General features: G+C 61.3%; 30 protein-coding genes. 22 read left to right on the top strand and 8 right to left on the bottom strand.

The features are described from left to right. The first annotated feature begins 34 nt into the window (after positions 1–34). The 8 genes from E4P32_RS10200 (at position 35) to E4P32_RS10230 (ending at position 6,533) form a co-directional block, all read left to right on the top strand. On the top strand, positions 35–970 hold the full coding sequence (locus tag E4P32_RS10200; protein WP_116434303.1) for a methyltransferase domain-containing protein: 936 nt from the start codon (positions 35–37) through the stop codon (positions 968–970). Between the two features lie 241 nt (positions 971–1,211). Continuing rightward, positions 1,212–1,670 carry a DUF2244 domain-containing protein gene (locus tag E4P32_RS10205; protein ID WP_116434302.1) on the top strand — a complete coding sequence of 153 codons (459 nt, stop codon included), beginning with the start codon at positions 1,212–1,214 and terminating at the stop codon, positions 1,668–1,670. 42 nt (positions 1,671–1,712) lie between these two features. Next, positions 1,713–2,885, top strand: coding sequence for a cytochrome c oxidase subunit II (coxB, locus tag E4P32_RS10210; protein ID WP_116434301.1), 1,173 nt, complete (start codon positions 1,713–1,715; stop codon positions 2,883–2,885). A gap of 64 nt (positions 2,886–2,949) precedes the next feature. Next, positions 2,950–4,578, top strand: a complete 1,629-nt coding sequence (gene ctaD, locus E4P32_RS10215; protein WP_116434300.1) for a cytochrome c oxidase subunit I — start codon at positions 2,950–2,952, stop codon at positions 4,576–4,578. Between the two features lie 34 nt (positions 4,579–4,612). After that, positions 4,613–4,720 (top strand): cytochrome oxidase small assembly protein, encoded by a 108-nt coding sequence (locus E4P32_RS24210; protein ID WP_016834733.1) that lies wholly within the window; start codon positions 4,613–4,615, stop codon positions 4,718–4,720. Then, on the top strand, positions 4,720–5,289 hold the full coding sequence (locus E4P32_RS10220; protein WP_116434299.1) for a cytochrome c oxidase assembly protein: 570 nt from the start codon (positions 4,720–4,722) through the stop codon (positions 5,287–5,289). The genes E4P32_RS24210 and E4P32_RS10220 overlap by 1 nt, the downstream gene beginning before the upstream one ends. A 58-nt stretch (positions 5,290–5,347) precedes the next feature. Continuing rightward, positions 5,348–5,575 (top strand): DUF2970 domain-containing protein, encoded by a 228-nt coding sequence (locus tag E4P32_RS10225; RefSeq protein WP_116434298.1) that lies wholly within the window; start codon positions 5,348–5,350, stop codon positions 5,573–5,575. A gap of 97 nt (positions 5,576–5,672) precedes the next feature. After that, on the top strand, positions 5,673–6,533 hold the full coding sequence (locus E4P32_RS10230; protein WP_116434297.1) for a cytochrome c oxidase subunit 3: 861 nt from the start codon (positions 5,673–5,675) through the stop codon (positions 6,531–6,533). A 142-nt stretch (positions 6,534–6,675) separates the two neighbouring features. On the opposite strand, the gene E4P32_RS10235 is transcribed toward E4P32_RS10230, so the two are convergent. Continuing rightward, positions 6,676–6,876 carry a twin transmembrane helix small protein gene (locus tag E4P32_RS10235; RefSeq protein ID WP_016834729.1) on the bottom strand — a complete coding sequence of 67 codons (201 nt, stop codon included), beginning with the start codon at positions 6,874–6,876 and terminating at the stop codon, positions 6,676–6,678. Positions 6,877–6,945: 69 nt separating this feature from the next. Here E4P32_RS10235 and E4P32_RS10240 point away from each other — a divergent pair, with 69 nt between their 5' ends. From E4P32_RS10240 to E4P32_RS10260, 5 genes are all read left to right on the top strand, one after another. Beyond that, a complete protein-coding gene (locus E4P32_RS10240; protein ID WP_116434296.1) occupies positions 6,946–7,677 on the top strand; it encodes an SURF1 family protein in 732 nt (243 codons plus the stop codon). Positions 7,678–7,753: 76 nt separating this feature from the next. Next, complete coding sequence (locus E4P32_RS10245) at positions 7,754–8,272, top strand: cytochrome C oxidase subunit I (RefSeq protein ID WP_233526655.1); 519 nt, start codon at positions 7,754–7,756, stop codon at positions 8,270–8,272. Between the two features lie 7 nt (positions 8,273–8,279). Continuing rightward, positions 8,280–9,386 carry a COX15/CtaA family protein gene (locus E4P32_RS10250; RefSeq protein WP_116434294.1) on the top strand — a complete coding sequence of 369 codons (1,107 nt, stop codon included), beginning with the start codon at positions 8,280–8,282 and terminating at the stop codon, positions 9,384–9,386. A gap of 4 nt (positions 9,387–9,390) precedes the next feature. After that, positions 9,391–10,284 (top strand): heme o synthase, encoded by an 894-nt coding sequence (gene cyoE, locus E4P32_RS10255; RefSeq protein WP_116434293.1) that lies wholly within the window; start codon positions 9,391–9,393, stop codon positions 10,282–10,284. Further along, positions 10,284–10,880, top strand: a complete 597-nt coding sequence (locus tag E4P32_RS10260; RefSeq protein WP_116434292.1) for an SCO family protein — start codon at positions 10,284–10,286, stop codon at positions 10,878–10,880. The genes cyoE and E4P32_RS10260 overlap by 1 nt, the downstream gene beginning before the upstream one ends. 85 nt (positions 10,881–10,965) lie before the next feature. Here the strand turns inward: E4P32_RS10260 and rpoH are convergent, their stop codons facing one another. The 4 genes from rpoH to ftsY all read right to left on the bottom strand — a co-directional run bounded on the left by rpoH (position 10,966) and on the right by ftsY (position 14,917). After that, a complete protein-coding gene (rpoH, locus tag E4P32_RS10265) occupies positions 10,966–11,856 on the bottom strand; it encodes an RNA polymerase sigma factor RpoH (RefSeq protein ID WP_116434291.1) in 891 nt (296 codons plus the stop codon). A gap of 335 nt (positions 11,857–12,191) precedes the next feature. Then, entirely contained in the window at positions 12,192–13,115 is a 924-nt protein-coding gene (gene ftsX, locus E4P32_RS10270; RefSeq protein WP_116434290.1) for a permease-like cell division protein FtsX, read from the bottom strand. Continuing rightward, the gene (locus tag E4P32_RS10275; protein ID WP_116434289.1) at positions 13,112–13,804 is read right to left on the bottom strand and encodes an ATP-binding cassette domain-containing protein; all 693 of its coding nucleotides are present in this window, start codon (positions 13,802–13,804) and stop codon (positions 13,112–13,114) included. The genes ftsX and E4P32_RS10275 overlap by 4 nt, the downstream gene beginning before the upstream one ends. 57 nt (positions 13,805–13,861) lie before the next feature. After that, on the bottom strand, positions 13,862–14,917 hold the full coding sequence (gene ftsY / locus E4P32_RS10280) for a signal recognition particle-docking protein FtsY (protein ID WP_116434288.1): 1,056 nt from the start codon (positions 14,915–14,917) through the stop codon (positions 13,862–13,864). Positions 14,918–15,090: 173 nt separating this feature from the next. On the opposite strand from ftsY, the gene E4P32_RS10285 reads away from it, so the two are divergent. From E4P32_RS10285 to E4P32_RS10325, 9 genes are all read left to right on the top strand, one after another. Next, on the top strand, positions 15,091–16,515 hold the full coding sequence (locus E4P32_RS10285; protein WP_116434287.1) for a pitrilysin family protein: 1,425 nt from the start codon (positions 15,091–15,093) through the stop codon (positions 16,513–16,515). A 69-nt stretch (positions 16,516–16,584) separates the two neighbouring features. Further along, positions 16,585–17,262: a ParA family protein gene (locus tag E4P32_RS10290; protein WP_116434286.1), complete on the top strand. Its 678-nt coding sequence runs from the start codon at positions 16,585–16,587 to the stop codon at positions 17,260–17,262. A gap of 54 nt (positions 17,263–17,316) precedes the next feature. Then, positions 17,317–18,633, top strand: a complete 1,317-nt coding sequence (locus E4P32_RS10295) for a pitrilysin family protein (protein WP_116434639.1) — start codon at positions 17,317–17,319, stop codon at positions 18,631–18,633. Positions 18,634–18,637: 4 nt separating this feature from the next. Continuing rightward, positions 18,638–19,309, top strand: a complete 672-nt coding sequence (gene rsmD, locus E4P32_RS10300; RefSeq protein ID WP_116434285.1) for a 16S rRNA (guanine(966)-N(2))-methyltransferase RsmD — start codon at positions 18,638–18,640, stop codon at positions 19,307–19,309. 39 nt (positions 19,310–19,348) lie between these two features. Further along, positions 19,349–19,837, top strand: a complete 489-nt coding sequence (coaD, locus tag E4P32_RS10305; RefSeq protein WP_029363547.1) for a pantetheine-phosphate adenylyltransferase — start codon at positions 19,349–19,351, stop codon at positions 19,835–19,837. A 72-nt stretch (positions 19,838–19,909) separates the two neighbouring features. Then, the gene (locus tag E4P32_RS10310; protein ID WP_116434284.1) at positions 19,910–20,167 is read left to right on the top strand and encodes a YfhL family 4Fe-4S dicluster ferredoxin; all 258 of its coding nucleotides are present in this window, start codon (positions 19,910–19,912) and stop codon (positions 20,165–20,167) included. 185 nt (positions 20,168–20,352) lie between these two features. Then, positions 20,353–20,982 (top strand): cysteine dioxygenase, encoded by a 630-nt coding sequence (locus E4P32_RS10315; RefSeq protein WP_116434283.1) that lies wholly within the window; start codon positions 20,353–20,355, stop codon positions 20,980–20,982. Continuing rightward, positions 20,979–22,595: a rhodanese-related sulfurtransferase gene (locus tag E4P32_RS10320; RefSeq protein WP_116434282.1), complete on the top strand. Its 1,617-nt coding sequence runs from the start codon at positions 20,979–20,981 to the stop codon at positions 22,593–22,595. Before E4P32_RS10315 ends, E4P32_RS10320 begins: the two co-directional genes overlap by 4 nt. Positions 22,596–22,673: 78 nt before the next feature. Next, positions 22,674–23,561: a DMT family transporter gene (locus tag E4P32_RS10325; protein ID WP_167735705.1), complete on the top strand. Its 888-nt coding sequence runs from the start codon at positions 22,674–22,676 to the stop codon at positions 23,559–23,561. Here E4P32_RS10325 and E4P32_RS10330 read toward each other — a convergent pair. The 3 genes from E4P32_RS10330 to ychF form a co-directional block, all read right to left on the bottom strand. Next, on the bottom strand, positions 23,558–24,652 hold the full coding sequence (locus E4P32_RS10330; RefSeq protein WP_116434280.1) for a sensor domain-containing diguanylate cyclase: 1,095 nt from the start codon (positions 24,650–24,652) through the stop codon (positions 23,558–23,560). The genes E4P32_RS10325 and E4P32_RS10330 overlap by 4 nt on opposite strands. A gap of 130 nt (positions 24,653–24,782) precedes the next feature. Next, positions 24,783–25,682, bottom strand: a complete 900-nt coding sequence (locus E4P32_RS10335) for an SAM-dependent methyltransferase (protein WP_116434279.1) — start codon at positions 25,680–25,682, stop codon at positions 24,783–24,785. A 15-nt stretch (positions 25,683–25,697) separates the two neighbouring features. Continuing rightward, the gene (gene ychF / locus E4P32_RS10340; RefSeq protein ID WP_116434278.1) at positions 25,698–26,789 is read right to left on the bottom strand and encodes a redox-regulated ATPase YchF; all 1,092 of its coding nucleotides are present in this window, start codon (positions 26,787–26,789) and stop codon (positions 25,698–25,700) included. Positions 26,790–26,796 lie beyond the last annotated feature (7 nt).

Consider the following 26,796-nt stretch of genomic DNA (forward strand, 5'->3'; position numbering starts at 1 on the left):
GCCGATTATCTCATCTTGTCCGCCTGAATTTTTCATGTCTTTGCCCCTGCCCAACGCCAGCGCCAAATTGAGCGCGCCCATCGATTTGCCCCTGGTGCGCCGTCTGTTCTCGGCGCCGGCGCGCGTGGCGGAATCCGATTTCCTGCGGCGCGAGGTGTCGGCGCGCATGCTGGAGCGCTTGCTGCTGATCAAGATCGATCCGCAGCGCGTGCTGGACGCGGGCTGCGGCGAGGGCGCCGACATCGCCGCGCTGCAAAAGCGCTTTACGGACGCCCAGATCGTCGGTCTCGACGGCGCCTTCAATATGGTGGCCCTGGCGCGCGAACACCAGCTCGCCGCGCAGTCCGCCGTCAATCGCTTGCTCAATAAATGGCTGCCCGCAGCCAATCCGGGTGGCGGCGCCAGCCTGGCCTGCGCCGATTTCGCGCAGCTGCCGTTTGCGCCCAACGCGCTCGACATGGTCTGGTCCAACCTGGCGCTGCACTGGCATCCGCAGCCGGACCGGGTCTTCGCTGAGTGGCGCCGGGTCTTGCGGGTCGAGGGTTTGCTGATGTTTTCGTGCTTCGGGCCGGATACCTTCAAGGAGCTGCGCACCGCCTTCGAGGCGGTCGACGCCGATCCGCACAGCCTGCCTTTCGTGGACATGCACGATTTCGGCGACATGCTGGTCAATGCCGGCTTTTCGACGCCGGTCATGGACATGGAAGCCATTACCGTTACTTATGACACGCCACAACGTCTGCTGGCCGACGTGCGCGCCTGGGGCGGCAATCCGCTGGAAAGCCGGCGGCGCGGCCTGCTCGGCCGTGAGGCCCACGCCCGCCTGTTGCAGGCGCTCGACCGGCAGCGCGGCGCCGATGGCAAGATACCGCTGAGTTTCGAGGTGATTTACGGCCATGCCTTCCGCCCCGTGCCCAAGACCACGGCGGGCGGCGAGGCCATCATCCGCTTCGATTTGCCCAGAAAGTAGCCGGACCGTCGCCGAGGGAGCAGTCGATGAATGCCGCGAAGCCGAACTGCCGAGTCGTCGCAAGGCGCGTCAAAGGCGGATTTTCAGACGCGGAAGTGGTTGTTTCAGGGCCTGAAAAGGCATTGTGTCAAGAGCGAAAAAGCGACTTTATTCCGCTTGATAACATTTATGGTTACCCCTTATACTCCGAGGGTTTTAGCTTGTGCGGACGTGCTCGGCCCAACGGCCTGGAGAATGTCCGATGGTAAAGCGGGAGTGGCTGTTGAAGCGCAACTGTTCGATTGCGCCGCGCCAATTGGGGCAGGTTTTCGCGATCCTATGCGCGGTTTCACTGACAGTAGCGTTGGTTTTCACTTTGCGTGGAGCCTGGTACATATTGGTTTTTTCTGTACTTGAGTTGTCCGCAGTCGGTTTTGCTTTTCTGATTTATGCACGTCATGCGACTGATCGCGAATATATCGCGCTGGTCGAAGATTGTTTGCTGGTCGAATTCGTACAGGCAGGAAAAACGAGTCGTTACAGGCTCGATCTGCAGCATGTACGCATTGGTCCGGCGGGGCCTCACTCAGCTGGGAAACTGGTGAGGCTTGAGTCCTCTGGAATACGAGTCGATGTAGGTCGGCACCTGACGGAATGGAAGAGACGCGAATTCGCACTGGAGCTGGAGCGCGAGTTATCAGCAAGCAGTAACGTCAGGTAGTCGGCACAATTCTTATAATTATTTTGGGCTTTTGAGGAAATCATGATAATTGCGAAGCGCCTTCACTCTTTGCTACTTGGTGCATCGCTCCTGGCGGCTTCCGTGCCGTCATGGGCATGGGGTGATAAAGTCGTCGACAGCCAGGGTGGTCCGGCCGTGTTGCAGACCAATTTCCAGCCGCCGGTCACGCAGATCGCCGAACAGATCTACGATTTGCATCATCTGATGCTGATTATCTGTCTGGTGATTTTCGTCGCCGTGTTCGGCGTCATGTTTTACTCCATCCTCAAGCACCGCAAGTCCCTCGGCCACAAGTCGGCCAGTTTCCACGAAAGCACCACCGTTGAAATCGCCTGGACCATTATTCCGTTCCTGATCGTGATCGGCATGGCGCTGCCCGCCACCAAGACCGTGGTCGCGATGAAAGACACCTCCAACGCCGACCTGACCATCAAGGCCACCGGCATGCAGTGGAAGTGGGGCTACGACTACCTCAAGGGCGAAGGCGAAGGTATTTCCTTCCTGTCCAACCTGGCCACGCCGCGCGAACAGATCACCGATCCTTCGCTGAAGAAAAACGACAATTACCTGCTCGAAGTCGACAACCCTGTCGTCGTGCCGGTCAACAAGAAAGTCCGCATCATCACCACCGCCAACGACGTGATCCACTCGTGGACCATTCCGGCCTTCGGCGTGAAGCAGGATGCGATTCCCGGTTTCGTGCGCGACACCTGGTTCAAGGCTGAAAAAATCGGCACCTACCGCGGTCAGTGCGTTGAGCTGTGCGGCAAGGATCACGCCTTCATGCCTATCGTGGTCAACGTCGTCAGCGACGCCGACTACAAGACCTGGGTTGACGGCAAGAAGAAGGAAATGGCCGCCAAGGCTGATGATCCGACCAAGGTCTGGACCATCGACGAACTCAAGCAACGCGGCGAAAAAGTCTATACCTCCAATTGCGTGGTCTGCCACCAGGCCAACGGCAAGGGCGTGCCGGGCGCGTTCCCTGCGCTGGACGGCGATCCGGTCGTGAACGGTCCGAAGGCCGCGCAGATCGCGGTCGTGCTGAACGGCAAGAACGCGATGCCGGCCTGGAAGTCGGTGCTGAACGACACCGAGATCGCCGCCGTGATTACCTACACACGCAACAGCTGGTCCAATAAAGCACAAGAAAACATCGTCCAACCGGCCGAGGTCCTGGCTGCGCGCAAGTAACTGAATTAAGTGAGAACCTGCGCGCCGGGAAGGTGCGCATGTATCGAAGAATTGGGAGACTGAAATGAGCACAACAGTAGTCGATCACGGCCACGATCATTCGCATGCACATGATCATGCCGCACATGGCCATGATGATCACGGACATCACGATCATCCGCACGGCTGGCGCCGCTGGGTCTTTGCAACCAACCACAAGGACATCGGTACCCTGTACCTGTGGTTCTCGTTCACCATGCTGCTGTCCGGCGGTGTGCTGGCGCTGCTGATCCGCGCTGAACTGTTCCAGCCCGGCCTGCAATTCTTCCGCCCTGAATTCTTCAACCAGCTGACCACGATGCACGGCCTGGTGATGGTGTTCGGCGCGATCATGCCGGCCTTCGTCGGCTTCGCCAACTGGATGATCCCGCTGCAGATCGGCGCCTCCGACATGGCGTTCGCCCGCATGAACAACTTCTCGTTCTGGCTGCTGCCGCCTGCGGCGCTGCTGCTGGCCGGTTCCTTCCTGGTGCCGGGCGGTGCGACTGCCGCCGGCTGGACCCTGTATGCGCCGCTGTCGACGCAAATGGGCCCGGGCATGGACATGGGTATTTTCGCGATGCACATCATGGGCGCATCGTCGATCATGGGCTCGATCAACATCATCGTCACCATCCTCAACATGCGCGCTCCCGGCATGACGCTGATGAAGATGCCGATGTTCTGCTGGACCTGGCTGATCACCGCCTACCTGCTGATCGCCGTGATGCCGGTGCTGGCAGGCGCGATCACCATGACGCTGACTGACCGTCATTTCGGTACCTCCTTCTTCAACGCAGCCGGCGGCGGCGACCCGGTGATGTATCAACACATCTTCTGGTTCTTCGGCCACCCCGAGGTCTACATCATGATTCTGCCGGCGTTCGGCATCGTGTCGCAGATCATCCCGGCCTTCGCTCGCAAGCAACTGTTCGGCTATGCATCGATGGTTTACGCGACTGCATCGATCGCGATCCTGTCGTTCATCGTCTGGGCCCACCACATGTTCACCACCGGCATGCCGGTGACTGCACAGCTGTTCTTCATGTACGCCACGATGCTGATCGCCGTGCCGACCGGCGTGAAGATCTTCAACTGGATCGCCACCATGTGGCGTGGTTCGATGACGTTTGAAACACCGATGCTGTTCTCGGTCGGCTTCATCTTCGTGTTCACCATGGGCGGCTTCACCGGCCTGATCCTGGCCGTGACCCCGATCGACATCCAGATGCAGGATACCTACTACGTGGTGGCGCACTTCCACTACGTGTTGGTGGCCGGTTCGCTGTTCGCCTTGTTCGCCGGTTTCTACTACTGGGGTCCGAAGTGGACAGGCTTCATGTACAACGAAACCCGCGGCAAGATCCACTTCTGGAACTCGCTGGTCTGGTTCAACGTGACCTTCTTCCCGATGCACTTCCTGGGTCTGGCCGGCATGCCGCGACGCTACGCCGACTATCCGGCGCAGTTCACCGACTTCAACATGCTCGCGACCATCGGCGCGTTCGGTTTCGGTCTGTCGCAGGTGTACTTCCTGTTCTTCGTGGTGATCCCGTCGATCAAGGGCGGCGTCAAGGCAGCAGACAAGCCATGGGAAGGCGCTGAAGGTCTGGAGTGGACTGTGCCGAGCCCGGCGCCGTTCCACACATTCGAAACGCCACCGACAGTTAAGTAAAAAAGGAGCGGCGGGCTGGTCCCGCCCACTTTGTATGACAGATCGTAAAAAGCCGAATAATCTGCGCACGGGTTTGTTGCTGGCGCTGGTGGCATTTGTGTTCTTTGCCGGTATCTTCATCAACCGCATCTGGTTCCGCTGATGAGCGACGCCGACAAGAACGACGCGTCGCCGGAACGCAGCCTGAACCGCCGGATGCTCGGCAAGCTGCTGGTGATTGCAGTGTTGATGTTCGGTTTCGGCTATGCGCTGATCCCGGTGTATAAAAAGATTTGCGAAGTGACCGGTGTCAATTTCCTGACGCCCAAAGATGTGACGGTCGAAGCGCCGAGCAACAGCCAGATCGACAAGAGCCGCACCGTGACGATCGAGTTCGACGGCAATTCGCAGGGACCGTGGCGTTTCCGCCCGACCGTGGCCAGCATGAAGGTCCATCCGGGCGAGATGACGCAGGTGGTGTACGAGGTGGTCAATACCCAGGCGCGCAGCGTCGACGCCCAGGCGATCCCGAGTTATGCGCCGCAACAGTCGGCAGCCTTCTTCAAGAAGGTGGAATGTTTCTGTTTCACGCAGCAGACGCTGGGCCCGAACCAGGCCAAGCAAATGCCGGTGGTGTTCTACATCGATCCGGCGCTGCCCAAGGATGTAACGACGATCACGCTGTCCTATACGTTCTTCGAGATCGGCGGGCAGGCCAAGAAGGCCAGCTGAAGAGAAGTCGAAGAAAGTAAGTTGAGATCGGTCGTAGGCAACAGGAAGGAAGCGGCACATGAGCGACTTGAAGGATGCAACCCAGCGCAAGGCTTCATTTGCAGCAACGATGAAGGCGGTGTTCTGGTCGTTCTTCGGTGTGCGCAAGCGCAGCGATTACGAAAGCGATGCAGCCAAGCTGAATCCGTTGCACGTCATCATCGCCGGCGTCATCGGCGCGGCGATTTTTGTGACGGTATTGGTATTGATCGTGAAAATGGTAGTGGGCTCGGCGGTTTCTTCGTGAAGCAGCCGCAGTCCGGCAGCAAGACATAACGGATGTGGCAGTGCAGGTCAGAAGCAGTCATTTATAAAAGATCCGAATTTTGTATTGGGAGATGGAGATGAGTTCTCAACACGCTAAAGCGCCGTACTATTTTGTACCTGGTCCCTCGCAGTGGCCGGTGCTGGCGGGTATTGCAATGCTGGTCACCATGGCCGGCGCATCGGCCTGGGTCAACGGCTATTCCTGGGGCATGCCGCTCAACCTGATCGGCATCGTCGCCGTGCTGGTGGTGCTGTACAAGTGGTTCGGCCAGGCCATCGGCGAGTCCGAATCCGGTCAGTACAACGCCCGTATCGATGCCTCGTTCCGCTGGAGCATGGGCTGGTTCATCTTCTCCGAAGTGATGTTCTTCGCGGCGTTCTTCGGTGCGTTGTTCTATGCCCGCAGCATCACCATGCCGTGGCTGGCCGATCTGGATCACAAGGTGATCTGGCCCGACTTCGCTGCGCACTGGGGCAACATCGGTCCGGCCCGTACGATCGAATCGTTCCAGACCATGGGCCCGTTCCCGATCCCGACCATCAACACGGCACTGCTGCTGACTTCGGGCGTGACGCTGACGATTTCGCACCATGCGCTGCGCGCCGGTCACCGGACGCAAACCGCGATCTGGCTGTTCGCCACCGTACTGCTGGGCGCGATCTTCATGGGCTTCCAGGCTTACGAATACATGCACGCCTACAGCGAGCTGAACCTCAAGCTCACTTCCGGCATCTACGGTTCGACCTTCTTCATGCTGACCGGCTTCCACGGCTTCCACGTGACCATGGGCGCGATCATGCTGTCGGTGGTGCTGTACCGCGTGCTGCGCGGCCACTTCACGCCGGAACACCACTTCGCCTTCGAAGGCGCCGCCTGGTACTGGCACTTTGTGGACGTGGTCTGGCTGGGTCTGTACGTCGTGGTCTACTGGCTGTAACGACTACCCGCTCCGGCAACAAAAAGCCGCACTTCGGTGCGGCTTTTTTACGGGCCAAACATTCGTCGCTGCGTCGAAAAATCAGGAAAGCCCGGGCTGCATCGTGTAAGCTGTGGCGGCTCGTGCTGCCGGATCGGGCCGGTCAGCGAATGCCGGTCGGTTGTATCCAGCCCAGGCGATAGGCGATCAGCAGCAGGATGAACAGCAGCACCGAGAATCCCACGCGCATCGTCAGCGCATACACCGTGCGATTGCTCTTGCCCTTGTCGCGCATCATGAACAGCAGGGCGGATGCAAGGCTGCCGATGATGAGCACGAAAGCGATGGCGACGATGATTTTCATGGCGGGTGCAGGTGGGGTAAAAGGAAGGTGCCGCAGCGTGCGGGGCGGCTTGAATAAAGTGACATTGTAATGCCAATCAGATTCCGTATTCGATGGATTCCGCTGCTGGCCACCGTGATCGTGGCGGCCATCGGCGTGTCGCTGGGGCAGTGGCAGACGCGGCGCGGCGACGAGAAGCAAGCGATCCAGGCGAAGATGGCGGCGCGCCAGTCGGCCCCGGCCATGACGCTGGAAAACGCCGCCGGGATTGACGTCGCCGAGGCTGAATTCCGTCACGTCAAACTGCGCGGCCGCTTCGTGCCCGAGTGGACGACCTACTTGGAAAATCGCCCCTACAATGGCGTGCCCGGATTCTACGTGCTGATGCCGTTTAAAATAACCGGCTCCGCAGCGTCGGCAATCCTGATCGAACGCGGCTGGGCGCCGCGTGATGCAAATGACCGCACGCGTGTGCCGGTGGTGCCGACGCCGGCGGATGAAATTGAAATTGAAGGCGTGATACGCAGCGACGCCGGCCATTTGCTGCAGCTCGGCGCGGCCGAGGCGCCGCGTCCCGGCGCGATCATGCAGAACCTCGACATCGCCGCTTACGCACGCGCCAGTCAATTGCCGCTGGCGCCGTTTGTGGTGGAACAGTCGGGCGAAATCAAGGATGGTCTGGTGCGCGACTGGCCGGCGCCGTCGCTGGGAATAGACCGTCATCGCGGCTACGCCGTGCAATGGTATGCGCTGGCCTTGATGGCCGTGATTTTTTTTGTTGTCACAGGATTCCGAAGTGGAAAAAAACAAAGAGCAGGGTAAGAACCAACCGCAGGGCCAACAACGCAAGCGCGGTCGCTGGAAACTGTTGCTGGTGGTGGCGGTATGCGCCGCGCCGATGATCGCGTCGTATTTGACTTACTACGTGATCAAGCCGGAGGGCCGCACCAATTACGGCACGCTGCTCGACCCGCGCGACTACCCGATTCCGCCGCTGGGCAGCACTGAACTCGACGGTAAACCGGCAAAGCTTGAGGACTACAAGGGCAAGTGGGTCCTGCTGCAAGTGGCCGGCGGCGATTGCGATCAGTCTTGCAAGACGCGCCTGTTCGCCATGCGCCAGCTGCGCCTGATGCAGGGCAAGGAAATGGAACGCATCGAACGGGTCTGGCTGATCACCGACGCCAAGCCGCTCGACACCATGCTCATGCGCGAATACGACGGCACCGACATGCTGCGCGTCGATCCGAAGCTGCTCAAGGCCTGGTTGCCGACCGAGGCCGGCACCAGCGTGGAAGATCACCTCTACATGATCGATCCGCGCGGCAACCTGATGATGCGCTTCCCCAAGGACGCCGACCCCAACAAGGTCAAGAAGGACATCAGCAAACTGCTGCGCGCGTCGAGCATAGGATAAAACCGTCATGCTGATTCAACTTGCCATCATGGGCCTGCTGGTCGCGCTGATTCCGCTGACGCTGACCTGGGTGTCCAATGACGCCGACAAATACCGCAAGCTGGTCTGGATCACGCTGTTCCTGACCTTCGACCTGATCATGTTCGGCGCTTTCACGCGGCTGACCGATTCCGGCCTGGGCTGTCCCGACTGGCCGGGTTGCTACGGCCATTCGAATCCGCTGCTGGCGCATGAACATATCACCGCCGCGCAGGAAGCCATGCCGACCGGACCGGTGACGGTCGCCAAGGCCTGGATAGAAATGATCCATCGCTACCTGGCGATGGCGGTCGGCGTGCTGATCATTACGCTGATGGTGATTGCATGGCGGCGCTGGATCAAGTCGGGACGCACCGAGCTCAAGTTCCGGCCGTGGTTTCCGACCCTGTTGTTCTTGTTCGTCTGCCTGCAGGGCGCGTTCGGCGCCTGGACGGTGACGATGAAGCTGCAACCCGTGATCGTCACGATCCATCTGCTGCTCGGCCTGACCCTGTTGGCCATGCTGACCTGGCTGGGCGCGCGCCAGAATGTGCATGCGCCGGTGTCATTGCCCGGTCGCGCGCTGGCGTTGCCGGCGCTGATCGGCCTGTTGCTGCTGACCGTGCAGGTTGCGCTGGGCGGCTGGGTCAGCACCAACTATGCGGCGCTGGCGTGCAACGATTTCCCGCTGTGCCATGGCGCGCTGATTCCGCAGATGGATTTCGACAACGGCTTCACGCTGTGGCGCCACCTGGGCAAGACTGCCGACGGCGAATACCTGCCGTTCCCGGCGCTGACCGCAATTCATTGGGTGCACCGCACCTTCGCCTTCGTGGTGATCGGCTACATCGCCTGGCTGGCGCACAAGGCGCTCAAGGACGGCGGCCTGCTCAAGACCGGGCGCGGCTTGCTGATCGTGATCGCGCTGCAGCTGGTCACCGGCCTGGCGACGATTTATCTGAACTGGCCGCTGGCCATCGCCGTCGTGCACAACGGCGGTGCAGCGCTGCTGCTGCTTTTGCTGGTCATGTTAAACTACAAGACCAGACACGCCCCTGCCGTCGAGGCCGCACGCGCCGTTCCCGCACCGTTTTGAAGACATGACCACATTGACCGCACAACCCAATCGCATCGCCCAGTACTGGGCCTTGACCAAGCCGCGCGTGACGCAGCTGGCGGTATTCTGCGCCGTCATCGGCATGTTCCTGGCGACGCCGGAATTGCCCGACTGGCGCAAGGTCGTGTTCGCCACCATCGGCATCTGGCTGCTGGCCGGCGCCGCTTTCGCCATCAACTGCCTGGTGGAACGCGAAATCGATTCGCGCATGGCGCGCACCGCACGCCGTCCGATGGCGCGCGGCGAAATCACCGTGCCGCAGACGCTGATGTTTTCCGGCGTGATCGGCGGCATGGGCATGTGGGTGCTGTACGCGCTGGTCAATCCGCTGACCATGTGGCTGACGCTGGCGACCTTCGTCGGCTACGCCATCATCTACACCATCATCCTCAAACCATCGACGCCGCAGAACATCGTCATCGGCGGCCTGTCGGGCGCGATGCCGCCGGCGCTGGGCTGGGCCGCGATCGCCAATGACGTGCCGATGCAGGCCTGGATCCTGGTCCTGATCATCTTCATCTGGACGCCTCCGCACTTCTGGGCGCTGGCGATGTACCGCCGCGACGACTACGCCAAATCCGGCCTGCCGATGCTGCCGATCACGCACGGCATGAAGCTCACGCAATTCCATATCCTGCTCTACACGATCGCGCTGATCGCCACCACCATGCTGCCGTTCGCGGTCGGCATGAGCGGCCTGATCTACCTGGGTACGGCGATCGTGCTGGGATTGATTTTCTTCCATTACGCATGGCAGATCTATCGCCACTACACCGATCTGATTGCGCGCAAGGCTTTCACATTCTCGATCATTTACCTGTCGATCCTGTTCGCTGCGCTGCTGGTCGATCATTACCTGCTGTTCAGGACTTTCTGATGAAACGTTTGCTGTCTTTCTTGCCGGCCGCGCTGCTGGCCCTCGGCGTACTGTCGCTGGCCGCCTGCCAGCAGAGCCCTGCCGAGAAATTCGTCAACACCGATGTTACCGGACTTGAGTACGCCAAGGACTTCGCGCTCACCGACCACAACGGCAAACCGCGCACGCTGGCCGATTTCAAGGGCAAGGCGGTGGTGATGTTCTTCGGCTATACACAATGCCCGGACGTCTGCCCGACCACCATGGCCGAGATGGCGAACGTGATGAAGGAACTCGGCCCGCAAGCCGACAAGGTGCAGGTGCTGTTCGTGACGGTCGATCCGGCGCGCGATACCCCGCAGATCCTGTCGCAGTATGTGCCTGCCTTCGACAAGCGCTTCCTCGGCCTGTACGGCGACGAAGCCGCGACCGCCAAGGTGGCCAAGGAATTCAAGGTGTTCTACCAAAAGGTGCCGGGCAAGACTGCGGGCAGCTATACGATGGATCACACCGCCGGCAGTTACGTGTTCGATCCGCAGGGGCATATCCGCCTGTTCGTGCGGCACGGCCAGGGCGCCGAGCCCATCGTGCATGACCTGAAATTGCTGCTGTCCTGAACGGACTCTGCGGACAAAAGAAAAGGCGCTCAGTTGAGCGCCTTTTTCATTGCTGCGGGGTTTGCCTGATGGTTTTGCCTGATTCTTAGGCAAAAGCCTGCAGCGAACCCTTCATCTTCTTCAACGCCACCGCTTCGATCTGGCGGATACGCTCGGCGGACACGCCGAATTCGTCAGCCAGTTCGTGCAATGTCGCGCCGCTGCCGTCGTCGTTGGCCAACCAGCGTGCTTCCACGATACGGCGCGAACGGTCGTCAAGCTTGCTCAGCGCAGCTTCCAGACCTTCCGATTGCAGCCGGTCGTATTGCTTGGCTTCCATCACGCGGGTCGGTTCGCTGTTGTCCGAAGACAGATAGGCGATCGGTGCAAACTTGTCGTCATCGTCGTCGGTCGGCGCTTCCAGCGCAACATCGCGGCCGGACAAGCGGGTTTCCATCTCGATGACTTCTTCGCGCTTGACGTCCAGCGTCTTGGCCAAGGCGTCGACTTGCGCCGGCGTCATGGCGTCCAGGCCGGTTTTGTGGCTGCGCAGGTTGAAGAACAGCTTGCGCTGCGCCTTGGTCGTTGCGACCTTGACCAAACGCCAGTTCTTCAGGATGTACTCGTGCATCTCGGCCTTGATCCAGTGCATCGCGTACGAAACGAGACGAACGTTTTGATCCGGGTCGAAGCGCTTGACCGCCTTCATCAGGCCGATATTGCCTTCCTGGATCAGGTCGGCGTGCGGCAGGCCGTAGCCGAGATAACCGCGGGCGATCGACACCACCAGGCGCAAATGGGACAGCACCATCTTTTGGGCGGCGCCGAGGTCATTCTGGTCGCGCAAGGCGCGGGCCAGCGAAATTTCTTCAGCTTGCGTCAGCATCGGCAGACGATTGACGGCCGAAATATAGGCGTCAATGTTGCCCAGGCTGCCGGAGAAGCCGAGCGCAAGCGCATTGGTCTCGACGGGCATGAGTGCAGTAGCTGATTTCATTGATTCTCCTTGGTTCCTGTGAGGAAGCGATGCGTAAATGTGGCAGTTGCCAAATGTGGCAGTTACCTTAAAGCCGCACTATTTCTATCAACTATTCTAGCACTCCTCATTTGAGAGTGCTAATAACGAATCTGGAAGGAAGAAATAGGTATTCTCTATGACTGCTTTTTAGGCAATTGGCTTTTTCATCGCAAGAATTAGAGGAGATCTGGGGGCCAAAGTTGCTTGTTTCAAGCATAAACCTGTAACAAATTTTGCAGAGCAACATTGAAAAATGGCAACAATTCCGCCCAAGGAGTTGTTGCCATTTTAAGAAGAGATTGAAGGGAGAGGGCTCAGGCCAGCCGCGACAAATGCCGTTTGACCGACAGCATCGCGCCGATCAGGCCGAGCAGGGCGCTGACGCCGAGCAGGAAGCCGATGGCCGCAATACTCGGCGGCGCCAGGCGGAATTCGGAAGCGTACAGACGGGCGAAGTCGGTAATCGCCAGGTTCAGCGGCTGCAGCGCCAGCACCACCAGGCCCAGCGCCAATCCGCCTGCGCACACGCCGAGCAGGGCGCCGGTGTAATAAAACGGCCGGTGGATGAAGGCGTTGGTGGCGCCGAGCAGGCGCGAAACTTCGATTTCCTCGTACTGCGTCATGACCTGCAGGCGGATGGTGTTGAACACTACCGCCACCACCACCGCGCCCAGCGTGATGCCGAGGAACAGCAGCACCAGCCGCAAGATGCGCAGCAGTGCCGCCAGCCGTTTGACCCAGGCTGAATCGATCTGCACCGTGTCGACGCCCGGCATGGCCTTGAGCTTTTGCGCGATGTCGTCGACGCGGGTGGCGTCCATGGCGTCCTGGAAGCCGGACAGCTTCAGCACATAGCTGTCAGGCAGGGGATTGGCGCCCAGCGTGGCCAGCACGTCATTGAGGCCGGTCTTGCTCTTGAGCGAGTCGAAGGCCTTCTCCCGCGGCGTGAAATCGACACGCGCGGCGCTGCCGCTGTCGGCCAGCACGGCGCGGATGTTGCCGGCCAGCGCGGTGGCCTTGTCGCGCGAGAGGTCCATTTTCAGGAAGATGCTGATCTCGGGCTCGACCGCGAGCTGTTCCGAGACCGGGCGCACGTTTTCAAGCACGGTCAGGCCGGCGAAAGGCAGCGCCAGCGCGATCGACACCACCAGCACGTTGAGGATGAAGTTGCCGGGCGAGCGCAGCAGGTGCTGGAAGGCGTCGGCGAACGCGAAGAAATGTTGGCGAAGCCAGTTCATTGCGAAATCTCCACCGGGTTGCTGACGCCGTTGTGCCAGCCGTCGACGATGCGGCCGCGGTCAAGATAGATGATGCGATCCGCGCCGGTCAGGTATTGCTCGTCATGGGTCGAGATCAGGCAGGTCACGCCGACGCCGTGGAAGGACTTGAGCGCCGCCAGCACCTTGTTGGCGTTGTCGCGGTCGAGGTTGGCGGTCGGCTCGTCGGCCAGGATGATCTGCGGGCGGTTGACGATGGCGCGCGCGATCGCCACGCGCTGCTGTTCGCCGCCGGACAGTTCCTGCGGGCCGGAGGTTGCCTTGTCGAGCAGGTCGACCTTGTCCAGCGCGGCGCGGGCGCGTTTCTCGGCATCCGAACGCGGTGCGCCGGTGACGATCAGCGGCAGCATCACGTTGGCCAGGATGCTGCGGTCCTGCAGCAGGCGTTGTTGCTGGAAAATCAGGCCGAGGTTGCGGCGCAGGTAAGGCATGCCCGAAGGCTTGATGGTGTTGATGCTCTGGCCGTTGACGCTGAGCGTGCCGGCGCTGGGGCGTTCCATTGCGGCGATCATCTTGAGCAGGGTCGACTTGCCGGCACCGGACGGGCCGGCCAGGAACAGCAGCTCGCCCTTCTGGACCGAGAGCGTGATGTCGCGCAACGCAAAGACATCGCGTGAATATTGTTTGGAGACCTTGGCGAATTCGATCATCGTCGGTGATGGATTTGTTTTTCTTGGGCGCGGTTCAAATTTGTTTTCAGCTCAGTTTCAGCTTAGCAAGGCATCCACGAACTCTTCGGCGTCGAACGCCTGCAGATCGTCGATCGACTCGCCCACGCCGATGAAATACAGCGGTATCGGACGGGTCCTGGCGATCGCCGCCAGGATGCCGCCCTTGGCAGTGCCGTCCAGCTTGGTCACGACCAGGCCGGTCAGGCCCAGCGCGTCGTCGAAGGCCTTGACTTGCGCCAGCGCATTTTGGCCGGTATTGCCGTCGATGACCAGCAGTACTTCATGCGGTGCGGTGTCCATGCTTTTGCCGATGACGCGCTTGATCTTCTTGAGCTCGTCCATCAGGTGCAACTGGGTCGGCAAGCGTCCCGCCGTATCCACCATGACAACATTGGTGCCGCGCGCGGTCGCTGAATGCACCGCATCGTAGGCCACCGCCGCTGGATCACCGGACTCCTGCGAGATCACGGTGATGTTGTTGCGCTCGCCCCAGATCGTCAATTGCTCGCGCGCAGCGGCGCGGAAGGTATCGCCCGCGGCCAGCAGCACTGACTGGTCATGCGCCTGCAAATGCTTGGCCAGCTTGCCGATGGTGGTGGTCTTGCCGGCGCCGTTGACGCCCGCGATCATCATCACCAGCGGTTGGTGGCGACCCAGCACGAGTGGTTTCTGCAAGGGGCGCAGCATGTCGATGAGCAGCGTGCGCAAGGCCTGGCGCACCTGGTCGGCTTCGGTCAGCTTCTCGTCCTTGACCTTCTTCTTGAGCGCATCGAGCAGGAACTGAGTGGCATCGACGCCGGCGTCGGACACCAGCAAGGCCGATTCCAGTTCTTCGTACAGTTCGTCGCCGATCTTGGCGCCGACGAACAGCGTGGTCAGGTTGCTGGAGGTCTTGGACAGGCCGCTCTTGAGGCGGGCCAGCCAGGAACGCTTGGCCTCGACCGACGGCGGCGCAGCTTCGACGATCTCTTCGGCGACAGGAGGAATTGCAGGGATTGCGGCAGGCGCAGCCGGGGCGAGCGCGGCCTCAGGAGCTGCTTCTTTGGCAACGGCGGGTTCAGGCTGGGGTTTTTTCTTGAAGAAACTAAACATCGGATGCTGGGCTGGCTCTGTCGAAAGTGGCTGCGGTGTCTGATGGAGGGCGTTTCCGGCCGTTTCCAGGCGGGAAATCGCAATGAACAAGGTACAATTGGCCAGCCTCATGCCCGGATACTACCGTCCGGGCGGTCCTTGGCCAGCCCCCGCATTCTATCAGAGCACAGCGCATGAAATTGAAGATCAGAGCAATCCTGTCGACCGGTTTGGTGTTTGCGTCTCTGGCGGGCTACGGCCCGGCGGTCCGGGCCCAGTCTTCCGGTCCGGCAGTCGTCCTGGGAACGGCGCTGGCAACCCCGCAGGCAAGTGAATTCACGCTCAAAAACGGCATGAAAGTCATCGTCAAGGAAGACCATCGCGCGCCCACCGCGGTCCAGATGGTCTGGTACAAGGTCGGTTCGATTGACGAGACCAACGGCACTACCGGCATTGCCCACGCGCTGGAACACATGATGTTCAAGGGCACCAGAAAGCACAAGGTCGGCGAGTTCAGCCGCCTGGTCGCCGAACTCGGCGGCCGTGAAAATGCCTTCACCAACCGCGATTACACTGCTTACTTCCAGCAGGTCGAGCACAATCGCCTGGAAGCAGTCATGGCGCTGGAAGCCGACCGCATGCGCAACCTGCAGTTCGACCAGAACGAATTCGCCAAAGAAATCCGCGTCGTCATGGAAGAGCGCCGCTGGCGCACCGACGACCAGCCGCAAGGCCTGATGAACGAAGCGCTGCATGCCGCGGCCTTCGTGGCGCATCCCTATCACCATCCGGTGGTCGGCTGGATGGATGACTTGCAGCACATGACTATCCGCGACATCGAAGACTGGTATCGCCGCTGGTACGCGCCCAACAACGCCACGCTGGTGGTCAGCGGCGACGTCAGCGCGCAGAAGGTGGCGGCGCTGGCGGAGAAATACTTCGGCCCGATTCCGTCCAAAGCCATCGTGCGCGGCAAGCCGCAGAACGAACCCGAACAAAACGGCCTGCGCCGCGTGACCGTCAAGGCGCCGGCGGAAAATCCCTACGTCATCCTGGCATTCAAGGTGCCCACGCTGCGTGAAGTCGAAAAAGACCAGGACGTCTATGCGCTCGACGTGCTGTCGGCGGTGCTCGACGGCTACGACAACGCGCGCCTGAACGACAAGCTGGTGCGCACCGACAAGGTCGCCAACAGCGTCGGCGCCAGCTACGACGACATCACCCGCGGTCCGACCCTGTTCACGCTGGAAGGCAGCCCGGCAGCCGGCACCACGACCGCGCAACTGGAAACCCTGCTGCGCGCCGAAGTTGAACGCGTCGCCCGCGACGGCGTGTCGGAGCAAGAATTGCAGCGCGTCAAAACGCAATTGATCGCATCGCAGGTCTACAAGCGCGACTCCATTTTCGGCCAGGCCATGGAAATCGGCGTGATGGAAATGTCCGGCCTGTCGCACAAGAACATCGACCGCATCGTCGAGCGGCTCAAGTCGGTGACGCCGCAGCAGGTGCAGGCGGTGGCGCAGAAGTATTTCAGCGACGACAAGCTGACCGTGGCGACGTTGGAACCCTTGCCGCTGTCCGGCAAGAAGACCGGTCCGCCGCCGGGTCCGTTGCGCTAATTGAACTGCAACACACGAAGCACCTGATTTGCCGATTGATCTTCAGTTGTACTCTCACGGAGGAATAGCATGCCAGTGATCGTCGTTGCGAACCCCAAAGGCGGCGTAGGTAAAAGCACTCTCTCGACCAACCTCGCCGGCTACTTTGCCAGCCGCGGCCACGGCGTGCTGCTGGGCGACACCGATCGCCAGCAGTCGGCGCGCGCGTGGCTCAACATCCGGCCGCCGGCAGCGCCGCCGATCGCTACCTGGGAAATCAGCGAAGACTACATCGCCAAGCCGCCCAAAGGCACCACCCACGTGGTGCTGGACACGCCCGCAGGCTTGCACGGCTGGCGCCTGAACGACGTCCTCAAAATGGCGGACAAGGTGATCGTGCCTTTGCAGCCGTCGATTTTCGACATCCTGGCGACACAGGATTTCCTGCGCCGGCTGGCGGAAGAAAAAGCCGTGCGCCAGGGCGACATCGACGTCGGCATCGTCGGCATGCGCGTCGATGCGCGCACGCGCTCGGCCGACCAGCTGCATCGCTTCATCGAAGGCCTCAACCTGCCGGTGCTGAGCTATCTGCGCGACACCCAGAATTACGTGCAACTGGCGGCGCACGGCCTGACCCTGTGGGACATTGCGCCCTCGCGCGTGCAGCGCGATATCGAGCAATGGCAGCCGGTCATTGACTGGGTGGATGGCAAGACTGCCGCCGCCCCTGCTGCAGTCGTGGCTGATCCGGCCGGGCAGGCTGGATAAGAATGAATACAGGTAGCTTCTGTTTTGCTTTGATTTGATTTGTCCGGTATCAAGATGAAAAAATACTTGTTGTTGTGTGCCCTAGTCCTCGGCGGTTTTGCAGTGCAGGCGCGGGCGGCCCTGCAGATCCAGTCGTGGTCGCTGCCCAATGGCGCGCGCGTGCTGTTCGTGGAAAACCACGCAATCCCGATGCTCGATCTGAGCGTGGAATTCGACGCCGGTGCGCGCCGTGATCCCGACGGCAAATCCGGACTGGCCTCGCTGACCAACGCCCAGCTCACACGCGGCGTAGCAGCGTCAGGCGACGCGCCCGCATTGACCGAAGCGCAGATCCTCGACGGCCTCGCCGACGTGGCTGCCCAGCGCGGCGGCGGCGCCAGCATGGATCGCGCCGGGGTGACCTTGCGCATGCTGTCGAGCGCTGCCGAACGCGACGCTGCGATCGGCTTGCTGGCGCGCACGCTGGCGCAGCCCAGCTTCCCTGAGGCACTGTTCGCTCGCGACAAGGCGCGCACCATCGCCGACGTGCGCGAGTCGCAGACCAAGGCCGAAGACATCGCCGCCAAGGCATTCTGGGCCGCACTATATGGAACCCATCCCTACGCGCGTCAGGAAAGCGAAGACAGTGTCGCCGCCATCACGCGCGATGACCTGGTCGCCTTCCATCGCACGCACTATGTCGCCAACCGCGCCGTTGTCGCCATGATCGGCGACGTCACGCGTGCGCAGGCCGATCAGATCGCACAAAGGCTGACGCAGCAATTGCCACAAGGCGCGCCATTGCCGGCCTTGCCTTCCATCGCACTCACTGCGCCAAAGGACCAGCGCATCAGCCATCCCGCTTCGCAATCGCATATCCTGATCGGCATGCCGGCGCTGGTGCGCGGCGATCCGGATTTCTTCGCGCTGACGGTCGGCAACTACATTCTCGGCGGTGGCGGCTTCGTCTCGCGCCTGACCAATGAAGTGCGCGAAAAGCGCGCGTTGACGTACAGCGTCTACAGCTACTTTTCGCCGCTGGCGCAGAAGGGACCGTTCCAGATCGGCTTGCAGACCAAGCAGGAACAAACCGCCGAAGCGCTCGAGGTGGTGCGCCGCACGCTGGCAGACTATCTGCGCGACGGCCCGACTGCGGGCGAGCTCAAGGCGGCCAAGGACAACCTGGTCGGCGGCTTTGCGCTGCGCATCGACAACAATCGCAAGATCCTCGACAACCTCGCGGTGATCGGCTATTACAGCCTGCCGTTGGATTATCTGGACACCTGGACCGCCAATATCGGCAAAGTCACCGTGGCGCAAATCCGCGCCGCTTTCAAACGTAAAATCGCCCTCGATCAACTCAGTACGGTCGTGGTCGGCGAGGCAAAATAAAAACATGAGCAAGACAGCAAGAAAACATGGCGTGGCCGCCGGCGGCCACCACGGCAATCGCCCTTCGCATCAGGTGCGCATCATCGGCGGACAGTGGAAGCGCACGCCGTTGCCGGTACTCGACGTCGAAGGTCTGCGCCCGACGCCGGATCGCGTGCGCGAGACGGTGTTCAACTGGATCACGCACCTGATCGACGCCGACTGGCAAGGCGTGCGTTGCCTCGACCTGTTCGCCGGCACCGGCGCGCTCGGTTTCGAAGCCGCCAGCCGCGGCGCGCAGCGCGTGGTCATGGTGGAGAGTCACGGCCCGGCCGCCCGCCAGCTCGACGCCAGCAAGGACAAACTGAAAGCCGCACAGGTCGAAGTGCGACGCGGCGATGCGCTGGCGCTGCTGCAGGGATACAAGGCGCCAAGCCTGACGCCGACAAACTCAAGCACAGGATTCAACCTCATCTTCGCCGATCCGCCGTATCATCAGGACTGGCTCGCGAAGATCATGCCCGTATGCGAGCAAGTGCTGGCCGACGATGGCTTGGTGTATGTCGAATCGGAGCATGCGCTGGAAGGCGAAGAGTTGCCCGCCTGGATGGCGCCCTGGGAGGTTGTCAGGGCCGACAAGGCGGGCATGGTGTTTTATCATTTATTGCGGCGCAAAAACATCGGCTCTCAGGCATAATGCGCGTTCTGATTGCTTAGCTGGTGAGGAGAGACCCTGATGGTGACAGCTGTTTATCCGGGAACATTCGATCCGTTGACACGTGGCCATGAAGATCTGGTCAGACGCGCCTCGGGATTGTTTGACAAGTTGGTCGTAGGCGTAGCGGACAGCAAAAACAAGAAGCCGTTTTTCTCCCTCGAGGAGCGCCTGTCGATAGCAAATGAAATACTCGGACACTACCCGAATGTCCAGGTGGAAAGTTTTTCCGGTCTGCTCAAGGATTTCGTGCGGCAAAACAATGCCCGCGTGATCGTGCGCGGCCTGCGCGCGGTATCGGATTTCGAATACGAATTCCAGATGGCCGGCATGAATCGTTATCTGCTGCCCGACGTGGAAACCTTGTTTCTGACGCCGTCGGACCAATATCAATTCATATCGGGCACCATCGTGCGCGAAATCGCCCTGCTGGGCGGCGACGTATCGAAGTTCGTATTCCCCTCGGTCGAAAAATGGCTGAAGGAAAAGATGGCCAAGATGGATTTGTAATGTCCGCATTGCCTGCCGGAACGAACCCGGCCGGCAATCCAGCGACATGCTGCATGTAAAGGAAGCGTTTGTATGGCACTGATGATCACCGATGATTGCATTAACTGCGACGTCTGCGAGCCCGAGTGCCCGAACGAGGCGATTTACATGGGCCCGCAGATCTATGAAATCGACCACAACAAGTGCACCGAATGCGTCGGCCATTTCGATGAGCCGCAATGCCAGCAAGTCTGCCCGGTCGCCTGCATTCCCTTTGATCCCGCCTGGCGCGAATCCAAGGAGCAACTGATGGTCAAGTACGAAACGCTGCAGGCCGCGGCCAAGAGCTGATCGTTCTTCCCGCACTTCCTCTCTTCTTTATTCTTTCCGCCTCATAAGAAAAACCTGCTTGCATATAGGCAGTTGGTATTTCTGCTGGGCGCCGCTCGCGCGGTATCATCGTCGCTCGCCATTTTTTTCGCAGTTTCATGTGCGCGCCGATGGATTCCAGCGGCCGCCTCGCCGGGAAAACAGCCATGCCCAACCATCAGCGCCTGCGTCATTTCATCACTTCCTTCTCCGACTTGCTCGGGCGTGAAAGCGCCGAAGCGGCCATCCTGCGCGACGGCGCCGAGCTCCTGCGCGACCTGGTCGCAGTCGACGACTGGCTGCCGGAAGCCTATGCCCAACCGGATCCGGAACGCTACCGCCAATACCTGCTGCACGTCGATTCGGCGCAGCGCTTTTCGGTGGTCAGCTTCGTCTGGGGGCCGGGCCAGCAAACGCCGGTGCACGACCATACCGTGTGGGGCCTGATCGGCATGCTGCGCGGCTCGGAATATTCACAGTCCTATCGTTGGCAGGGCGGCAACGACAACGGTAACGGCAAGGGCGCGCTCGCGCCGCACGGAGAACCGATACAATTGACGCCCGGCATGGTGGAGCCGATTTCGCCCAACCTCGAAGGCCTCGACGACATCCATCGCGTGCACAATGCGCATGCGGACCGGGTGTCGATCAGTGTGCACGTCTACGGCGCCAACATCGGCGCGGTGCATCGTTCGGTGTATCAGCCGGACGGTACGCGCAAGGCCTTCATTTCGGGATATTCGAACACCACGCTGCCCAACATCTGGGATTTATCCAAGGAGAGCAAGACGACATGAGCAGCATCCGCATCGGCACACGAAGCTTTCAACAAGTCCGCGACGACCTCCTGGCGCGCCGTGAAATCGCGCTGCTCGACGTGCGCGAAGAAGCGCCGCACGCCGAAGCGCATCCGCTGTTCGCCGCCAACCTGTCGTTCTCGCACCTGGAGTTATTGGCGTATGCGCGCATTCCCCGCCGTGATACCGCCATCGTCGTGCTCGACGATGGCGAAGGCTTGGCACAGAAGGCTGCCGAGCGTTTCGTCGCGCTCGGTTACAGCAACGTCAGCGTGCTCGACGGCGGTGTGACGGGATGGAAGGCCGCCGGCGGCGAGCTGTTCCAGGACGTCAACGTGCCCAGCAAGTCCTTCGGCGAACTGGTGGAAAGCAAGCGTCACACGCCGTCCTTGTCGGCGCCCGAGGTCAAGGCCCTGCTCGATGCGAAAGAAAACGTGGTGGTGCTCGATGCGCGCCGCTTCGACGAATACCAGAACATGAACATCCCGACCTCGATCAGCGTGCCCGGCGCCGAACTGGTCTTGCGCGTGCGCGAACTGGCGCCGGATCCCAATACACGTGTGATCGTCAACTGCGCCGGCCGTACGCGCAGCATCATCGGGACGCAATCGCTGGTCAACGCCGGCATTCCCAACCAGGTCCACGCGCTGCGCAACGGCACCATCGGTTGGACGCTGGCCGGGCAGCAGCTCGAACACGGCAACAGCCGCCAGTTCCCGGTTGAGCTGACGGCGGCGACGCGCGCACAGGCGGCGGCCGACGCTCTCGCCGTGGCGGAACGCGCCGGCGTCAAGCGGCTGGATGCACAGGGTTTGCAGGCGTTGCGCGACGACACCGCGCGCACCACGTATCGTTTCGACGTGCGCACGCCGCAGGAATATGAAGCCGGTCATCTGCCCGGTTTCCTTAATGCGCCGGGCGGCCAGCTGGTGCAGGAAACCGAATCCAACGCCGCCGTGCGTGGCGCCCGCATCGTGCTGGTTGACGATGATGGGGTGCGCGCCAACATGACGGCGTCGTGGCTGGCGCAAATGGCGTGGGAAGTCTACGTGCTTGACGGCGTGACCGCGCCGCAGCTCAGCGAGCAAGGTCCGGCGTCGCGCGAACTGCCGCCGACGCCATCCTCTGAAAAAATTACGCCGCAGACCTTGGCCGGCTGGCAGGAGCAAGACAAAGCGCAAGGTAAAGCGGGCAAGGGCACCGTGGTGCTGGATTTCTCTACCAGTGCGAACTACGTCAAACAGCACGTTCCCGGCGCCTGGTTTGCCTTGCGCTCGCAACTGGCGCAAGCCTTGCAGAATGTGCCTGCAGCCGAGCGTTACGTGGTCACCTGCGGCAGCAGCCTGTTGGCGGCGTTCGTCATCGGCGACCTGGCGGCGCTGACCGACAAGCCCGTATTCCTGCTGGAAGGCGGCAACAGCGGCTGGAAGGCTGCCGGCCTGCCGATCGAGACCGGCGCGACGTCGCTGGCCTCTCCGCGCATCGACCGCTACCGCCGTCCGTACGAAGGCACCGACAATCCCACCTCCGCCATGCAGGCCTATCTGGACTGGGAGTTCGGCCTGGTCGAGCAGCTCGGCCGCGACGGCACTCATGGGTTCCAGGTCATATGAGGTATTGCTGAACGACAGGCAAAGAAAACGCGCGACCCGATTACAATGACGGTCGCGTTTTCTTTTGAAACGGTACTCATGCAACACATCCCGCCGCGCGCAGTCGGCGCACTGCTCGTCAACACCACCATCTGGGGCTTGTCCTGGATCGCCTTCAAATCCCTGCAGCAGCAGGGCATCCATCCGCTGTGGGCGACCGCGATCATCTTTTCCTGCTGCACGCTGTGGATGCTGCTGCTCAAGCGCAAATCGCTGCGCGAGATCGGCAAGCATCCCGAGTTGATTTATGTCGCGATTGCCTCCGGCCTGACCAACACCGCCTTCAACGGCGCGGTGGCGTTCGGCGATGTGGTGCGCGTGGTGCTGCTGTTTTACCTGATGCCGATCTGGGCCGTGATCCTGGCGCGACTGGTGCTGCACGAGCCGATCACGCAGCGCGCCTTGTTACGCATTGCGCTGGGTCTTACCGGCGCCGTCATCGTGCTGTACCAGCCGGCAATCGGCGTGCCGCTGCCGCACGACCTGGCCGATTGGGTGGCGCTGGCCGGTGGTTTCTTCTTTGCGGTCAACAACGTCATGTTGCGTCGCCTGCACGACGTCGCCGACGGCGCCCGCGCGATCGCCATGCTCAGCGGCGGCGCGTTGCTCTCGATTATCTTGGGCGCAGCGCTGGCGGTATCCGGACTGATCGCCTGGCCCGGCGCCATCGGCGCGCCGTCGGTGCCGACGTTGGCCTTGTGGTCGGTGCTGTTCATGGTGTCCAACCTGAGCCTGCAATACGGCGTGTCGCGGCTGCCGGCGAACATCACGGCGGTGGTCATGCTGGTGGAAATCATCATCGCCGCCGTGTCGGCGTGGCTGTTCGGCGCGGCGGAATTGCGCGTCCAGGATCTGATCGGCGGCGCCTTGATCATCGCCACGCCGTGGCTGGTGCGTGACCGCCGGGTAGCGGCGCAGCTGCTCTAAACCGCCAGCATCACGCGGTTACGGCCGCCTTCTTTCGCGCGGTAAAGCGCTTCATCGGCGCTGGCGATCAGTTTCTGGCGGGCCTGGTCGGCCGGCATGCTGCGGTCGGGCGGCGTCTGCGAGGCGGCGCCGATGGAGACGGTGATCTGCAATGCTTCGTCGGCGCCGACAATCTCAATGACTTGCTGGGCCACGCTGGCGCGAATGCGTTCGGCGATGCGCTCGGCGTCTTGCATGGTCGCCTGGGTCAGCAGCACGATGAATTCTTCGCCGCCGTAACGTCCCAGCGAATCGCTCAGGCGCAATTCCTTCTTGATACGCGTCGCCACTTCGCGCAACACGTCGTCACCGCTCTGGTGGCCGAACTTGTCGTTGACGCGTTTGAAGTGGTCGATGTCGATGAACAGGCAGGACAGCGCCGAACGGTCGCGTTGGGCGCGGCCGATTTCTTCCTGCATGCGCTGTTCGATGTAGCGGCGGTTGTTGACGCCGGTAAGCGGATCGGTCAGGCCGATGTGCTTGAGGCGCTCGTTGTTGATGACGTTTTCGAGGCAGATCGCCACCACCGAGGCCAGCCGCTCGATGAAGTCGGTCGCCAGGTTGCCGGTGAAGCGGCCTTCATGGGCGCTGCCCAGGGCCAGGTAGCCGATCAGTTTCTGATGGCGCGTCAGCGGCAGGATCGCCACGCTGGCGGGCTGGTAAAACGGAAACAGCGACTGATGCAATTCGTGCTGGTAGGGGCCGAGCGTGGGTTTCTCCAGCGGCAGGACGGGGCCGTCTTCCGGCAGGAACAGCAGGTTGGGATATTCGTCGAGACCGATTTGCAGGTCGTGCAGGATGCGGCGCACGTCGAAGGCGTAGTCGACCAGCGTCAGCGTGACGATTTCCAGGCTGAAGGTGTTGGGCATCAAGAGCGACACCGTTTCGATCAGGTCGCGGAATTCGCTTGAGCCGATCAGGCGCAGGTCGAAATCCTGGTGGCGCTGCATGATCTGCTGGTTGATGCGGGCCTGCTCCAGCAGGTCCTGCAACTCGGCGTGCAACTGCTGGTTTTCCACCAGCAATGCTTGGGTGTCGACAGCGCTATTCATCGTGGTCCGGTCTTGTGCCGTTTTTGCTTGTTTCCCTGGATACCCTCAACGCTGGCCGGAGCCGCGTTCCCCTTGCCCGGCAGCATTTGCTGCGGACGCACAAGCTTACCACCAGCGCGCCGCGATTGGCTTACAGCGTGCTGAAAAAACGCTCGCCCATTTCTTCCAGGCCGAGCGACTGCAACACGTCCTGCAGGCGTTCGGTCGGCCGCTTGCGCGGCAGGTCCTTGTAGCGGGCGATGATCAGTTCGTTCTTCATCGAGTGTTCCCAGCCGACCAGTTCGGTGACGCTGACCTGATAACCGTGGGCTTCCAGTTGCAGGCAGCGCAGCACGTTGGTGACCTGGCTGCCGAACTCGCGCGTGTGCAGCGGATGGCGCCACAGTTCGGTCAGCGAGGTGCGACCCAGCGAGGCGCCCTTGTTGCGATTGAGCACCGAGGCGACTTCGGCCTGGCAGCACGGCACCAGCACGATGAACTGCGCGTGTTTTTTCAGCGCGAAGTGGATGGCGTCGTCGGTGGCTGTGTCGCAGGCGTGCAGGGCGGTGACGACGTCGATCTGTTCGGGCAGCGCGGTCGAGCCTATCGAGTCGGCCACCGACAGGTTGAGGAAGGACATGCCGGGGAAGCCCAGGCGTTTTGCCAGCTCGGTCGATTTCTGCACCAGCTCTTCGCGCGTCTCGATGCCGTAGATGCGCGAATCGCCTTCCAGCGCCTTGAAGAACAGGTCGTACAGGATGAAGCCGAGATAAGACTTGCCGGCGCCATGATCGACCACGCTGACATCGGGATGCGCGTTGCGGATCTCCTGCAGCAGCGGTTCGATGAACTGGTACAGGTGATAGACCTGCTTGAGCTTGCGGCGGCTGTCTTGGTTGAGCTTGCCGTCGCGCGTCAGGATGTGCAACTCCTTGAGCAGTTCGATCGACTGACCCGGGCGGATTTCCGGAATTGTCGCGGCAGGGGTGGCGCCGCTGGAACCTGCAACGGCACTGGCCGCCGCAGGTTTGTTGTGCTTCTTGCTGCTCATAGGGATGGCAATGGCTTAGACGTTGAACAGGAAGTTCATCACGTCGCCGTCCTTGACCACGTATTCCTTGCCTTCGGCGCGCATCTTGCCTGCTTCCTTGGCGCCGTTTTCGCCCTTGTAGGCAATGTAGTCTTCGTAGGCGATGGTCTGCGCACGAATGAAGCCGCGTTCAAAGTCGGTGTGGATCACGCCGGCCGCCTGCGGGCCGGTGGCGCCGACCGGTACGGTCCAGGCGCGCACTTCCTTGACGCCGGCGGTGAAGTAGGTCTGCAGGCCGAGCAGCTTGAAGGCGGCGCGGATCAGGCGATCCAGACCCGGCTCTTCCATGCCCATGTCGTTCAGGAATTCAGTCTTGTCGGCGTCCTCGAGGTCGGCGATTTCCGATTCGATGGAGGCGCAGATGGCGACGATCGGTGCGCCTTGTTCCGCTGCGTATTTGGTCAGCAGGTCCAGCAGCGGATTGTCGGTGAAGCCGGTGTCGGACACGTTGGCCACGTACATGGCCGGCTTGGCGGTGATCAGGCACAGCGGCTTGATCAACAGCATTTCTTCCGCGTCGAGGCCGAGTGCGCGCACCGGCTGGGCATCGTCCAGCGCCGGCATGATGCGTTCCAGCAGCGCCACCAGCTTGGCGGCGTCCTTGTCGCCCGAGCGCGCTTTTTTCTGTTCGCGGTGGATCGCTTTTTCGACGGTGCTCATGTCGGCCAGCGCCAGTTCGGTCTGGATCACGGCGATGTCGTCCAGCGGGCTGACCTTTCCGGCCACGTGGATCACGTTCGGGTCTTCAAAGCAGCGCACCACGTTGACGATGGCGTCGGTTTCGCGGATGTGGGACAGGAACTGGTTGCCCAGGCCTTCACCCTTGGAGGCGCCGGCCACCAGGCCGGCGATGTCGACGAATTCCACGGTGGCCGACAGGATGCGTTCCGGCTTGACGATCTCTGCCAGCGCCTGCAGGCGCGGATCGGGCACTTCGACCATGCCGACGTTCGGTTCGATGGTGCAGAACGGATAGTTTTCAGCGGGAATGCCCGCCTTGGTCAAGGCATTGAACAGGGTCGATTTACCGACGTTGGGCAGGCCGACGATGCCGCATTTGAGGCTCATGACAAAA

It is taken from the genome of Herbaspirillum sp. 3R11, from assembly GCF_004563925.1.
GTDB lineage: Bacteria > Pseudomonadota > Gammaproteobacteria > Burkholderiales > Burkholderiaceae_D > Herbaspirillum.